This window comes from Allobosea sp. 10N428 (assembly GCF_056394545.1).
Map to the genome: position 1 here is coordinate 1,253,367 of NZ_JBFTIC010000001.1, position 12,686 is coordinate 1,266,052.

The 12,686-nt window shown below is 66.6% G+C and carries 10 protein-coding genes; 2 read left to right on the top strand and 8 right to left on the bottom strand.

Annotated elements, in window-relative coordinates:
* Positions 1 to 30: 30 nt before the first annotated feature.
* The 5 genes from AC1DDA_RS05820 to AC1DDA_RS05840 form a co-directional block, all read right to left on the bottom strand.
* Positions 31 to 687, bottom strand: a complete 657-nt coding sequence (locus tag AC1DDA_RS05820; protein ID WP_441510852.1) for a hypothetical protein — start codon at positions 685 to 687, stop codon at positions 31 to 33.
* Between the two features lie 71 nt (positions 688 to 758).
* The gene (lspA, locus tag AC1DDA_RS05825; RefSeq protein ID WP_476794995.1) at positions 759 to 1,244 is read right to left on the bottom strand and encodes a signal peptidase II; all 486 of its coding nucleotides are present in this window, start codon (positions 1,242 to 1,244) and stop codon (positions 759 to 761) included.
* Entirely contained in the window at positions 1,244 to 4,261 is a 3,018-nt protein-coding gene (ileS, locus tag AC1DDA_RS05830; protein ID WP_476794996.1) for an isoleucine--tRNA ligase, read from the bottom strand. Before ileS ends, lspA begins: the two co-directional genes overlap by 1 nt.
* A 206-nt stretch (positions 4,262 to 4,467) precedes the next feature.
* Positions 4,468 to 5,466, bottom strand: coding sequence for a bifunctional riboflavin kinase/FAD synthetase (locus tag AC1DDA_RS05835; RefSeq protein ID WP_476794997.1), 999 nt, complete (start codon positions 5,464 to 5,466; stop codon positions 4,468 to 4,470).
* Between the two features lie 95 nt (positions 5,467 to 5,561).
* Positions 5,562 to 6,017 carry a MaoC family dehydratase gene (locus tag AC1DDA_RS05840; protein WP_441510848.1) on the bottom strand — a complete coding sequence of 152 codons (456 nt, stop codon included), beginning with the start codon at positions 6,015 to 6,017 and terminating at the stop codon, positions 5,562 to 5,564.
* 248 nt (positions 6,018 to 6,265) lie between these two features.
* Here AC1DDA_RS05840 and AC1DDA_RS05845 point away from each other — a divergent pair, with 248 nt between their 5' ends.
* Positions 6,266 to 6,652: a response regulator gene (locus AC1DDA_RS05845; RefSeq protein WP_476794998.1), complete on the top strand. Its 387-nt coding sequence runs from the start codon at positions 6,266 to 6,268 to the stop codon at positions 6,650 to 6,652.
* A gap of 70 nt (positions 6,653 to 6,722) precedes the next feature.
* Here the strand turns inward: AC1DDA_RS05845 and AC1DDA_RS05850 are convergent, their stop codons facing one another.
* The 3 genes from AC1DDA_RS05850 to AC1DDA_RS05860 all read right to left on the bottom strand — a co-directional run bounded on the left by AC1DDA_RS05850 (position 6,723) and on the right by AC1DDA_RS05860 (position 11,164).
* Entirely contained in the window at positions 6,723 to 7,592 is an 870-nt protein-coding gene (locus AC1DDA_RS05850; protein WP_476794999.1) for a TIGR01459 family HAD-type hydrolase, read from the bottom strand.
* A 102-nt stretch (positions 7,593 to 7,694) separates the two neighbouring features.
* Complete coding sequence (locus tag AC1DDA_RS05855) at positions 7,695 to 9,122, bottom strand: EAL domain-containing protein (protein WP_476795000.1); 1,428 nt, start codon at positions 9,120 to 9,122, stop codon at positions 7,695 to 7,697.
* Between the two features lie 239 nt (positions 9,123 to 9,361).
* The gene (locus AC1DDA_RS05860; RefSeq protein ID WP_476795001.1) at positions 9,362 to 11,164 is read right to left on the bottom strand and encodes a hypothetical protein; all 1,803 of its coding nucleotides are present in this window, start codon (positions 11,162 to 11,164) and stop codon (positions 9,362 to 9,364) included.
* Positions 11,165 to 11,341: 177 nt separating this feature from the next.
* On the opposite strand from AC1DDA_RS05860, the gene aptA reads away from it, so the two are divergent.
* A complete protein-coding gene (gene aptA / locus AC1DDA_RS05865; RefSeq protein WP_476795002.1) occupies positions 11,342 to 12,682 on the top strand; it encodes an omega-aminotransferase AptA in 1,341 nt (446 codons plus the stop codon).
* Positions 12,683 to 12,686 lie beyond the last annotated feature (4 nt).

Below are 12,686 nucleotides of genomic sequence, written 5' to 3' on the forward strand. Positions count from 1 at the left end.
GCTCGCCTCAGCCGATCTTGCAGATCAAGCCTAGTCAGGCCTGACCAGCATCACCGGTCCCTGGCCGGTCACGAATTCGCGCTGGCCGACAGCCTGCTTGTCCTCGACCGGGCCGCCGCGACCCGGGCCCATCGCGGCCGTGTCAGCCGGGCGGCGATAGCCGGTCGGCGGCTCGGTCAGCAGGCGGCGCTGCGGCTCGGTGCCATAGGCCAGAGACTCTTCGGCCGCCTGGTTGCGGCGAGAAGCGAGGTCGCGGCCGATGCGGATCGGCTGGATCTGGTTGTTGTAGTTACTGTGTTCCTCGATGATCGTCGGCGCCTGTTCCACACGCGACGTGCGGCCGCGGCGCAGCTCTTCCTGCGACAGGACAGGGTTGTTGCGCGCTCTCTCGGAGAGCGCATAGGGCGGACGATTGGCCTCGTCCTTGCGGCGCTGCACATCGGGATCATTCGGCCAGGCGGCACTGCGAGCGCTCGCCGGATCCTGCGGGCGCGGCAGCGCCGAATTCGGCGGCACGACCAGCGGCGCACGCTCGCGATAATCGATGTCGTCGCCGGCCCCCTTGCCGCCGAAGGTGCCTTCGAGCAGGTTCTTGAACAGCATGCCCTCCTGCGCGAAGGCAGGCTGGGCCGCCAGCACGAGCCCGCCGGCGAGCAGCAGATGCGACACGCGGATGCGTTGCGCCATATCAAATCTCCCTTTGGACAATCTCGCACTCGCCTCAAGCACGGACGAGCGGCGAAAGGATGGCGAGACCGTCACTCAGCTGTCTTTTCCCCAGCCGGTCGGAAGGACTCATACAGGAGCCCGGCCACACCGACAACGATCGCGACATCGGCGATGTTGAAGATGTACCAGCTGAAGCTACCCCAATGGAAGTGAACGAAGTCCACCACCGCGCCGTAGACGGCGCGATCGACGCCGTTGCCGAGCGCGCCGCCGATGATCAGCGCAAGGCTCAGCACCGTCAGCGCGCCGTCGCTGCGCCACATCCAGCGCCAGAGCCAGACCGCCGCGACGAAGGAGATGACGACGAGGAACCAGCGCCCGAGATCGGTGCCCTGCTGGAACAGGCCATAGGAAATGCCCCGGTTCCAGGCGAGCACGATCGTCAGGAAGGGCGCGAGATCGAACGGGCCGTTCTCGGCCAGCCCAACGCCGTAGAGCAGCCAGCATTTCAGGAGCTGATCCGAGACGAAGACGATCAGGACCGTGGCGAGGCCGAGGCGGCGGGCAGGCGTCATCAGGCGGACACCCCCAGCTCCTTCAGCGCCTTGGCATCGCGCGGCGTTACCTCCGGATAGGCGGCGTCGGCCGTCTTGGGGTCGAAATACTTCCAGGACCGCGCGCATTTGACGCCGGCAGCGCGATGCGACACCACGGCGACGCCGGGAATTTCGGCGAGGCGGAAGGCCTCGGCCGGCCCCTCCCCGTTCGTGATGCGGATATCGGAGGTGATGCTGATCTCGGCGAGATCGACGCCCGAGAGCGCTGCATAGAGATCCGCGTCGGAAACGAAGACCTGCGGCGCAGCCTCGAGCGAGGAGCCGATCCGCTTGGCGGCACGCTCCAGCTCCAGCGCGCCGGTGACGACGCGGCGCACACGGCGGATCTTGCCCCAGCGCTCCGCCAGCTCGGGATCGAGCCAGCTCGCAGGCGCCTCGGCGAAGCGTTCGAGATGCACCGAGCCTTCGTCCGCCTTCTCCGTGGGATAGCGTTCGAGCCAGGCCTCTTCGGCCGTGAAGACCAGGATCGGCGCGAGCCAGGTCGTCAGGCAGCGGAAGAGATGGTCGACCGCGGTCAGCGCGCTGCGGCGGACATGGCTCGACGTCGGATCGCAATACAGCGCGTCCTTGCGTACGTCGAAATAGAAGGCCGAGAGCTCGGTGTTCATGAACTGCGAGAGCAGGAACACGACCTTCTTGTAGTCGTAGGTGCGATAGGCCTCCTCGACCTGCGGCCCAAGCTCGGCGAGGCGATGGAGCATCAGCCGCTCCAGCTCCGGCATGGTCTGCGGCTCCGAGACGCGGATTTCCTCGCTGAAATGGGCGAGCGTGCCGAGCATCCAGCGCATGGTGTTGCGCAGCTTGCGGTAGGTCTCGACGAAGGTCTTCAGGATCTCCTTGCCGATGCGCAGATCGTCGGAGTAATCGGCAGCCGCGACCCACAGGCGCAGGATGTCGGCGCCGGAATCCTTGATGATGTCCTGCGGCGCCGTGACGTTGCCCTTCGATTTCGACATCTTCTCGCCCTTCTCGTCCAGGCAGAAGCCATGGGTGAGAACGATGTCGTAGGGCGCGCGGCCGCGGGTGCCGCAGCTCTCCAGCAGGCTCGAATGGAACCAGCCGCGATGCTGGTCGGAACCTTCGAGATACATCACGCGGTCATTGCCGCCCTCATCCTTGCGGCGCGCACGCAGATCGGCCCGCTTCTCCAGGGTGAAAGCATGGGTGGAGCCGGAGTCGAACCAGACGTCGAGCACGTCGGTGACGCGCTCGTACTTCGCCGGCTCGTAGCCGAAGGGCTTGAGGAAGCGGGCACCGTCCGTATCGGAGAACCAGGCATCGGCGCCCTCCGCCTCGAAGGCCTGGGCGATGGCGGCGTTGACCTTGGCGTCGACGAGGACCTCCTTGGTCTCCTTCTCGACGAAGACGGTGATCGGCACGCCCCAGGCGCGCTGGCGCGATACGACCCAGTCAGGACGGTTGGCGATCATGCCGTTGATGCGGTTCTCGCCGGCGGCCGGCACCCACTCGGTTTCCTTGATCGCCCGCAAAGCGCGGTTGCGCAACGTGTCGGTATTACCGCCGAGCGTCGGCGCGATCTCGCCGATGCCGGTCGGCGAAGGCGCCTCCCCGATCGGCTTGTCCATGGCGATGAACCATTGCGGCGTGTTGCGGAAGATGACCGGCTTCTTCGAGCGCCAGCTATGCGGGTACTGGTGCTTCAGGCGGCCGCGCGCGATGATGTTGCCGGCCTCGACCAGCGCCTTGATGACGACGTCATTGGCATTGCCCTTGTCGCCCTTGTCCGTGATGACCTGCGCGCCCTCGAAGCCCGGCGCCTCCTTGGTGAAGCGGCCATCGGCGTCGACGGTGTAGGGGATGCGGGTGTCGATGCCGCGCCTGGTGAGCTGGCGGCCATTCGCCATCCAGATGTCGAAGTCCTCGCGGCCATGGCTCGGCGCGGTGTGGACGAAGCCCGTGCCGGCATCGTCGGTGACGTGATCGCCGTCGAGGAGGGGCACATCGAAATCGTAGCCGTGGCCGCGGAGCGGGTGGGCTGCGGTGAGCGCCGCAAGCTCATCGGCCGGGACATCGGCGACCAGCTCGAAGGCTTCGACCTTGGCGGCTTTGAAGACGCTTTYGGCGAGGTTCTTGGCGAGGATGTAGGTCGCGCCGACCTTGGCCCAGTTGTTCTCGGGCGCCGCGGTGACGCGGTAGAGGCCATAGGCGATCTTGTTATGGAAGGAGATCGCGCGGTTGCCCGGGATCGTCCAGGGCGTCGTCGTCCAGATGACGATCGCGGCGCCCGCAAGAGCGGCCGGCGCATTCAGCACCGGGAACGGCACATGGATCGTGTCGCTCGTATGCTCCTCGTACTCGACCTCGGCCTCGGCCAGCGCGGTCTTCTCGACCACCGACCACATCACCGGCTTGGAGCCGCGATAGAGCTGGCCGGTCTCGGCGAATTTCATGATCTCGCGAGCGATCTGTGCCTCCGCGGGATAGGCCATTGTCAGATAGGGATGGGCCCAGTCGCCCTCGACGCCGAGGCGCTTGAACTCCTGGCGCTGGATATCGACCCAGTGCTCGGCGAAGGCGCGGCATTCCTTGCGGAATTCGACCACCGGCACATCGTCCTTGTTCAGCCCCTTGGCGCGGTACTGCTCCTCGATCTTCCACTCGATCGGCAGGCCGTGACAGTCCCAGCCCGGCACATAGTTGGAATCGTAGCCGAGCATCTGCTGCGAGCGCGTGACGAGGTCCTTCAGCACCTTGTTCAGCGCGTGGCCGATATGGATGTTGCCGTTGGCATAGGGCGGGCCGTCGTGGAGCACGAACCTATCGCGCCCCTGCCCCGCTTCGCGCAGCTTGCGGTAGAGGTCGATCCTGGCCCAGCGGGCGAGCAGCTCCGGCTCGCGCTGCGGCAGGCCCGCGCGCATCGGGAACTCGGTCTGGGGCAGGAACAGCGTCTGCGAATAGTCGACGCCGTCACCTGCGGTCTGGGCGGCCTTGGCGTTGTTGGTCTTGTCGGTCATCTTCCGGCTCGGACAGTCGGGACGGCGGGCCGTTCGGCGGGCCCCGGGCGTCCACTCATGAAACGGGAAAAGCGGTCTTCAACCCGGACTGCGCAAGCGCCCGCGCTAAGTCTAGCGCGAGGCGGCAGCCGGGCCCGTAATTCGCCGGGAAAGATCGATCAGCATGGCGCGTTGAGCGGGCATGGAGGGCTTCTAGCAGGCACGGCTCACGGAAGGAAGGGCGGTGCGTCGAAAGCAGGGGTCCTGGCCAGAATGTCGCGGGCGCGGGCGCTGTCGGCGTCCATCTGCACGATCAGGGCCTCGAGCGAACCGAATTTTTCCTCGCCGCGCAGCCAGTCGACAAAGGCCACGTCGACGCGCTTGCCGTAAAGGTCACCGGAAAAGTCGAAGACGAAGGTCTCCAGCCTCGGCGCGCCGTCGTCGAAGGTCGGGCGGCGGCCGAAGCTCGCGACGCCGTCGCGCCAGACGCCGTCGATGCGCATCCGCACCGCATAGATGCCGTGGCGCAGCTTGCAGTCGCGGGCGAGCTGCATATTGGCGGTGGGATAGCCGAGGTCGCGGCCACGCTTGTCGCCATGGGCAATGAGCCCGCGCACGAACCAGGGCCGCCCAAGGAATTCGGCGGCGCGGGCGACATCGCCCTCTTCAAGCGCCGTGCGGATCAGCGTCGACGACACCGCCTCGCCATGCCAGGCGAAGGGCGGCACCACGCGGACCTGGACGCCGGCCGTCAGGCAGTGAGCCTGCAGCATCTCGGGCGAGCCGGTCCGCCCCTTGCCGAAATGGAAGTCATAGCCGCAGACGAGGCCGGTGGCGCCCAGCCGGCCGACGAGCAGATCGTCGATGAAATGCTCGGCCGTGATCGCCGCGATCTCGCGGTCGAAGGGCAGGACGAAGACCTGAGCAAGGCCGGCATCGGCCAGCAGTTCGAGCTTGATCTGCGGCGGCGTCAGCCGGAAGACGGGCTCCTCGGGCCGGAAGACGCTGCGCGGATGCGGCTCGAAGGTGAAGGCGGCCGGCACCGTGCCGAGATCGCGCGCCATGGCGCTCGCGACCCGGGCGAGTTCGGCATGCCCGCGGTGGACGCCGTCGAAATTGCCAAGCGCGAGCACGGCGCCGCGCAGGCCATCGGGAATGGGCTTGTCGAGGTCGAGGACCACGGCCGCCGGCTCGGAGCCCAACGGCGCATCGGCTGGGGAAGACATCGATGAGGAACGTCCCTCTGCCCGCGAAAGCCGGGCGATGGTCGTCTTTGCGGCGAAGGCCGGTGAGGCGTCAAGGCCATCCTACCCCAAACCTCTCAGGATTTGGGCTTCGGCGGCATCGCCACCCAGGCCTCGCCCTCCATCACCGCCTTGCCGTCGACGAGGCACTCGCAGAAGAAGCGCGCCCGGCGGCGCTCGGCGACGAGTTCGACGACCTCGACGCGCGCCATGACGACATCGCCGATCTTGACCGGGGCCAGGAAGGTCAGCGTCTGCGAGAGATAGACAGCACCGGGGCCGGGCAGCCGCGTGCCGAGCAGCGCCGAAACCAGGCTCGCCGTCAGCATGCCATGAGCGATGCGCTGACCAAACTTGGTGCCGGCCGCGAACTGGTCGCAGAGATGGATGGGGTTGGCATCGCCCGAAAGCTCGGCAAAGAGCGCGACATCGCGCTCCATCACAGTCCGCATCAGGCTCTCGGACTGGCCGATCGCCAGATCCTCGAAGGCATGAACGGTGTAAAGCGTGCCGGGCATCGGCTGAACGGTCATTGATCTCTCGTCGCTTGCAGGCGCACCCCAGCCCCTGTGCTCGACCGGGTTAATCATCTCGCAACTGCAAAATAACGGCAATTGAACTTTGGTGCGGAGCACCACCTGCCCCACGGTCACTTGGCGATCGGATTAACCGCTTCGCAACACGCCGTCGGTATCACCGGATGCGAGTGGAGACCGCCTCTGACGGGCGGCGCGGTGTCGGTATGTTCCGACGCCGCAACTGCCCTGCCTGGAGCATCGCAATGGCTCTCGATCCGTCCATGCCGATCCTCGTGGTCGACGACTACCAAACGATGATCCGCATCATCCGCAACCTGCTGAAACAGCTCGGCTTCGAGAATGTCGACGACGCCTCGGACGGCTCGGCCGCGATCGCGAAGATGCGCGACAAGAAATACGGCCTTGTGATCTCCGACTGGAACATGGAGCCGATGAGCGGCTTCGAGCTGCTCCAGAAGGTTCGGGAGGAGACGACGCTCTCCGAGACGCCCTTCATCATCGTCACGGCCGAGTCGAAGACCGAGAACGTCATCGCGGCCAAGAAGGCCGGCGTCAGCAACTACATCGTGAAGCCGTTCAACGCGCAGACGTTGAAGACCAAGATCGAATCGGTCTGCCTCGCCGCCTGACGCATCCGGCCGAAAAGTGGCGTCCACTTTTCGGAGAAATCAGATGCGACAGTAGAGAGCTAGAACGCCCTCACCAGACCAGATGCGGCATGGCATAGGCCGGGCGGTGCGCCTGCTGGCCGAACCAGCCGTGACGCTCCTCCCACGACGCCTCCATCAAATCCTGTGCATGGATGCCGGCCAGCACCATGATGCCGGCAGCGCCGAAGCCCGAGGCGCCAGCGATATCGGTGCGGATGGCGTCGCCTACGGCGCAGATCCTGTCTCGGGCAATCGCCTCGCCGCGCTTCTCCTCGGCCGCTGCCAGAGCCGCCTCATAGATCGGCCGATGCGGCTTGCCGGCATAAATCACACGTCCGCCAATCTCCTCATAGGCAAGCGCGACCGCACCTGCGCAGGGAATGATGCGGCCACCGCGCTCGACGACGAGATCGGGATTGGCGCAGATCAGCGGCAACCCGCGTGCGGCGAAGCCGGCGAGCAGATCGGCATAGGTCGCCGCCGTGTCGTTCTCGTCGTCGAACAGGCCGGTGCAGAGCACATAGGCGGCTTCCGCGGGGCTGGTTTCGCGGACATTCAGACCGGCGATCAGCGGCAGATCCCGGTCGGGCCCGAGCCGGAACATCGGCTCGCCGGCGCGTGCGTGGATCAGCGAGCGGCAGACATCGCCGGAGGTGACGATCGCGTCCCAGGCTTCGCGCGGGACGCCGAAACCGTCGAGTTGGTCGATGATGACCTCGCTCGGGCGCGGCGCATTGGTCACCAGGACGACACTGATCCCGCGTTCGCGCATGCGCATCAGAGCCACGAGGGCGTCGCGATAGGCCGCGACGCCGTTATGGACCACGCCCCAGACATCGCAGAGGCAGAGATCGAAACGGTCCGCGACCTCGGAGAAGCCCGAAAGCGGGATGGTGGATGCGATCCCCAATGGCGACACTGTCTCGATCTCCGGCGGCTAGAGGAGGCATCTATGCCTCGCCGCAGCAGGTCTAGACGGGATTCGCCGGCAGCGGAACCGGATGTTGCATCGCTGCGCGCCTCAGGCGCTGGCGCGGCGCAGCACCGAGCGGAACGGCAACCGTTCGGGGCGGCCATCCGGAGCAGCGGCGGCGGGGCTGGCAGACATGCCGTGAGCCACGACCGGCCGCGCGGCATCATTGGCAGCTCCGGGCGGCGGAACCTGCGGAGCCGGGACGGCGGGAGCAGCGGGCGGCGCGGGAGCCGCCTCCGGTTCCGCAAAGACTTCCGGTTTCACCGGGCGCGGCGGGGAGAACGCCTGGCCCTGCCCCATCGTGACGCCAAGCTCGATCATATCGGCTGCCAGCGGGTTGTCCTCGACATGCTCGGCGACGAGAGTGATCGACGCCCTACCCAGCATCGCCGCCAGATCGCCTGCCGCGATATCGCTGACGACCTTGCCTTCGGCATGATCCCGCAGCAGCGTCGCCGGCGCCTTGATGAAGCGCATGCCCCGGTCGAACAAGGCGCGAGGGTCAAGCCGCAGATCGACGACATGATCGAGCGCGAAACGCACGCCGTTCGCCGACATCGCGCCGAGCAGGCCCAAGCTCGTTGGATCGAGGTTCCGGAAGACCGTCTGAGGCATCTCGATGACGAGATGCCCGGTGTGCTCGCGATATTTGTCGAGAATGCGCGTCAGAGCCGCCAAGGCGCGCGACGAACCCCAGGTCGCTGCGCTGAAATTGCAGGAGACGAAGATGCCGCCATCCTTCGAGGCGAGATGGCGGGCAATCGCCAGGGCGCGTGTCAGCACAAGCGCGTCGAGTGTCGGCCCGAAGCCACGGGTTTCGATGGTGTCGAGGAATTCGTGGGGGAGGAGCAGGGTGTTCTCGTCGAGCCGCAGCCGCGCCAGCGCTTCGTAGCCTTGTGTGCGGCGCTGCGGCAGCGACACGATCGGCTGAAGATGGACCTCGATGCGCCCTTCGCTGAGCGCCCGGCCGATGAGCGCGGCGCGCTCGGCCTCGGCCGCTTCCTGCGCCGCCTTGGCGGCGGCGGCACGCTCCGCTGCCTGCTGCTCGGCGCGGGCGCGGCGCACCGCTTCCGGATCGAGAACCACTTCGGGAATGGCGGAAGCCGGGAGCGCCGGCGTGGCAGCCGCCGGCTCGGGCAGCCGCGCCAGAACCGTCTCATGGTCGGCGAGCGTCGTGGCCACCTGATGGATCAAATCGCCGAGCAGTCCAACTTCGGCGGTGAGTTCATGGATTGCGGCACGAGCCGGCGCGGCATCGACATCCCGCATGGGCATCTGCTCGACACGCTGCGAAAGCGCGTCCAAGCGGATGGCGTTGGTGGCCAGCCTGACCTTGACCTCTCCGAGCCCGGCCAGGGCTTGCTCGTGCCGAGCAAGGCCGCGGCGCTCGAACGTCCGCATCGCGACCATGACGCCGGCGCCGGAGGCAAGCAGCCCCAGCGCAGCCCCCAACCCGCCCGGCAAGAGAATCGTCATGACCGCGCCAACAGAAAGCCCGGTGACTGCACCGGCGAGAGGAGGCAGGGCTTTCAGGCGCAAAGGAGCCACGGCAGCATTCGCGCTACGAGGGTTGATCGGAAATCGGGAACGAATCACAACGCTAAGCGGCAGATTACCCGCGCGCGCCGCGTTATGCGAGCAGCCTCGTCCGCCGGGCGTCACCATCGTCCGCGACGGGCCGCGAAGCGGGGAGCGCAGCGATGCGCGGGGGCCTTTCAGGACTTGTCGAGGCCGAGCGGCGCCAGAACCTGGCTCGCCACTTCGTCGGCGAAACCCTTCCGGGCAAGGTATGCGTGCGGGTCCTTCCTGAAGAGCGGAGCCTTGTCCCGAAGCTGCGCAATGGCTTTCGCCTGGGCCGCCGCATCGTCCTCCGACGCCGCGCTCAGGGCCTGGGCCAGCAGGCCGAAGGGGCTCGTATCGGCTGCCAGCATGGCGGCATAGGTCTCCGAAACCTTCTTGGCGCCGATCAGATAGGCTCCGAGAAAAGCGTAGAAGTCATAGCGCGGCGGCCGCCCGACACTGAGCGCAGCCGCGCGCTCGAGTATCGGCAGACCCTCTATCGACCGGCCGCGCCGAACATAGAACGCGCCGAGATCCGCCATGATGTCCGGATCATAGGGATTGCGCGTCAGAGCGTCCCGTCCCTTCTGAAGCGCTTCCTCGGTCGATCCGCGCAGGAACAGGACTTTCATCATGGCCTGATAGGCCCGCGCACCGGATGGCGCCAGGCGAATGGCCGTCAAAGCCGCGGCGAGGGCGCGATCGAGCGGCGGCTTGTCTTTTTGCTCGCCCGCCTTGGGAACGAGGTCGTCCGGATTGAAGCCCGAACCGTATTCTCCAAGCGTCATGATGGCGAGATGGGCCCATGCCGGATAGAAGCTGGGGTCCTGCTCGATCAGCCTTTCAAGGCAGGACCGGGCAGCGAGATGGTCTTCCGGCACCATGGTTCGACGCGCATCGAAAGCCTGCAGGATGCAACGAACCGCCGATGACGACTGGGATTGGCGTATGTCGGCCGGGATAATTCCGAAGGGCTCCGTCAGCCTGGTCGCCAGGTTGCGCGCCATCTCGGCAAGCTCGGAATCCTGCAGGAGTTCGAGCGATGGCCGGCCGGAGGACGCCGTCCAGACGATGCGCCCGTCCCGGACCGAACGCAGACGCCCCAGCCCCTCGACGCCGCCGTCGACAGCCTGGACGTTCATCTCGAAAACATAATCGACGTCCGCGGGCGCCGCAGTTCCCGGCGGCGGGGCCTTGATCGTCACGAGATCGTCGAAGCGGGCCATGGCATCGACCAGCAGATCGGAAAACCGGTGGAGGATGCCTGCCAGCTTGGGATCCGACGGCACCACCGGGATCGTTATGGCGACACGGACGAGCTGGAGAGGAGCCGTGATCGCCGGCTGCGCACCCGCGACCTGCTCGTTCCCGCTTAGCTTGGGCGAACTCAGCCCGACCGGCGAGTCAACCGGCGCCAGATACCACCAGGCAAGCGCGAGAAGCCCCAGCGCAAGCGCCGCCGCCGTGACGATGGACCAACGCCGCGTGGCGACGCGATCGGCCGCCTTTGCGACCGGAAGTGCCTCCGTCACTGGGGGATCGTCGCGAAGGGCGAGGACCGAGGTCTGTTCCCACGTCATCTCCGTATCCGGATCGACGACCTCGAAGACGGGAACATACCCTCCAACGGGCATCGAGACCACAACCGGATCGCCCTGTCCCTCGCCGGCATAGTACTGCGTCAGCGCACGCCTGAGCCGCCCCGCCTCCACCCGAACGATCGGATCGATTTGCGGGTTGAAATCGGCTGGCCGCCCGAGGCCCTCCACCGCGATGGTATAACCCTTCAGCTCGGCCGCGCGCCCCTCGATCGTGCGCTCGACGATGAAGCTCAGGAAGGCCGAAAGCTGAGGTGCGGCGCGAAAGGCATCGGAAGCGAGGACGCGGGCCAACTCCGCACGAAGGATCGCCGCGGCCCGTTCGTCCAGCCGTCCAGGATCACTATCGCCGTCCGTCATCGGGGTCCGTTCGTCTGTGCCCCAAGCGGGGAGATTACGCCATCGGCGACCTAACGTCACCTGCGGCCTTCGCTCCAGCCGTCATCCGTTCGGCGCAGCCATGGCGTGCCATCATGGCAATTTACAGTCCGCTTTCGCCTGCTAGGTTCAACCAAGGTTAATCCACAGGGGCCTTCGATGACTTCCGCATCCTCCGCCATCGGCACGCCGAACGACCTCGAAGCCTATTGGATGCCGTTCACGGCCAACCGGTCGTTCAAAAAGAACCCCCGCATGGTCTCCCGTGCCGAGGGCATGTTCTACTACACGCCCGAGAACAAGCCGGTGATGGACGGCACGGCGGGCCTGTGGTGCTGCAATGCCGGCCATGCCCGCGAGCCGATCATCCAGGCGATCCAGGCGCAGGCGCGCGACCTCGATTACGCCCCGTCCTTCCAGTACGGCCACCCGAAGGTCTTCGCCGCCGCCGCCCGCATCGCGGCGCTGGCACCGGGCGATCTCGACCATGTTTTCTTCGCCGGCTCGGGCTCGGAAGCGGCCGATTCGGCGCTCAAGATCGCGCTGGCCTATTGGAACGTTTCGGGCAAGGCCGCGAAGACCCGGCTGATCGGCCGCGAGCGCGGCTATCACGGCGTCGGCTTCGGCGGCATCTCGGTCGGCGGCATGTCGAACAACCGCAAATTCTTCGGCTCGCTGCTGACCGGCGTTGACCACCTCGCCCATACCTATGACCGCGAGAAGCAGGCCTTCAGCAAGGGCGAGCCGGAATACGGCGCGCATTTCGCCGATGATCTCGAGCGCATCGTCGCGCTGCACGACGCCTCGACCATCGCCGCCGTCATCGTCGAGCCGATGGCGGGCTCGACCGGCGCGCTGCCGCCGCCGAAAGGCTATCTCAAGCGCCTGCGCGAGATCTGCGACAAGCACGGCATCCTGCTGATCTTCGACGAGGTGATCACCGGCTTCGGGCGCCTCGGCTTCGCCTTCGCGGCCGAGCGCTACGGCGTGATCCCCGACATGATCACCTTCGCCAAGGGCGTGACCTCGGGCACGGTGCCGATGGGCGGCGTGATCGTACGCAAGCACATCTACGACGCCTTCATGGGCGGCCCGGACAACGTCATCGAGCTGTTCCACGGCTATACCTATTCGGGCCACCCGCTGGCGGCAGCCGCCTGCTTGGCGACGCTCGACATCTACCGCGACGAAGGCCTGTTCGAACGCGCACACGCGATGGAAGGCGCCTGGGCTGATGCGGTGATGAGCCTGAAGGGCGAGCCGAACGTCGTCGACATCCGTACGCTCGGCATCGTCGGCGCCGTCGACCTCGCCCCGCGCGCCGATGGCGTCGGCAAGCGTGCGTTCGAAGCCATGGACCGCCTCTTCCGCGAAGAGGGGCTGATGGTGCGGACGGCCGCCGATACCATCGCCTTCTCGCCGCCGCTGATCATTAGCGAATCCCAGGTCGAGGAGCTGATCGGCAAGCTGCGCCGGACGATCCGGGCGGTGGCAAACTGAGGCG

What these genes read in the sequence shown, in the direction of transcription:
- AC1DDA_RS05820 (WP_441510852.1), bottom strand. Translation starts at nt 687, where the DNA reads ATGGCGCAACGCATCCGCGTGTCGCATCTGCTGCTCGCCGGCGGGCTC.
- lspA (WP_476794995.1), bottom strand. Translation starts at nt 1,244, where the DNA reads ATGACGCCTGCCCGCCGCCTCGGCCTCGCCACGGTCCTGATCGTCTTC.
- AC1DDA_RS05835 (WP_476794997.1), bottom strand. Translation starts at nt 5,466, where the DNA reads ATGTCTTCCCCAGCCGATGCGCCGTTGGGCTCCGAGCCGGCGGCCGTG.
- AC1DDA_RS05840 (WP_441510848.1), bottom strand. Translation starts at nt 6,017, where the DNA reads ATGACCGTTCAGCCGATGCCCGGCACGCTTTACACCGTTCATGCCTTC.
- AC1DDA_RS05845 (WP_476794998.1), top strand. Translation starts at nt 6,266, where the DNA reads ATGGCTCTCGATCCGTCCATGCCGATCCTCGTGGTCGACGACTACCAA.
- AC1DDA_RS05855 (WP_476795000.1), bottom strand. Translation starts at nt 9,122, where the DNA reads ATGACGATTCTCTTGCCGGGCGGGTTGGGGGCTGCGCTGGGGCTGCTT.
- AC1DDA_RS05860 (WP_476795001.1), bottom strand. Translation starts at nt 11,164, where the DNA reads ATGACGGACGGCGATAGTGATCCTGGACGGCTGGACGAACGGGCCGCG.
- aptA (WP_476795002.1), top strand. Translation starts at nt 11,342, where the DNA reads ATGACTTCCGCATCCTCCGCCATCGGCACGCCGAACGACCTCGAAGCC.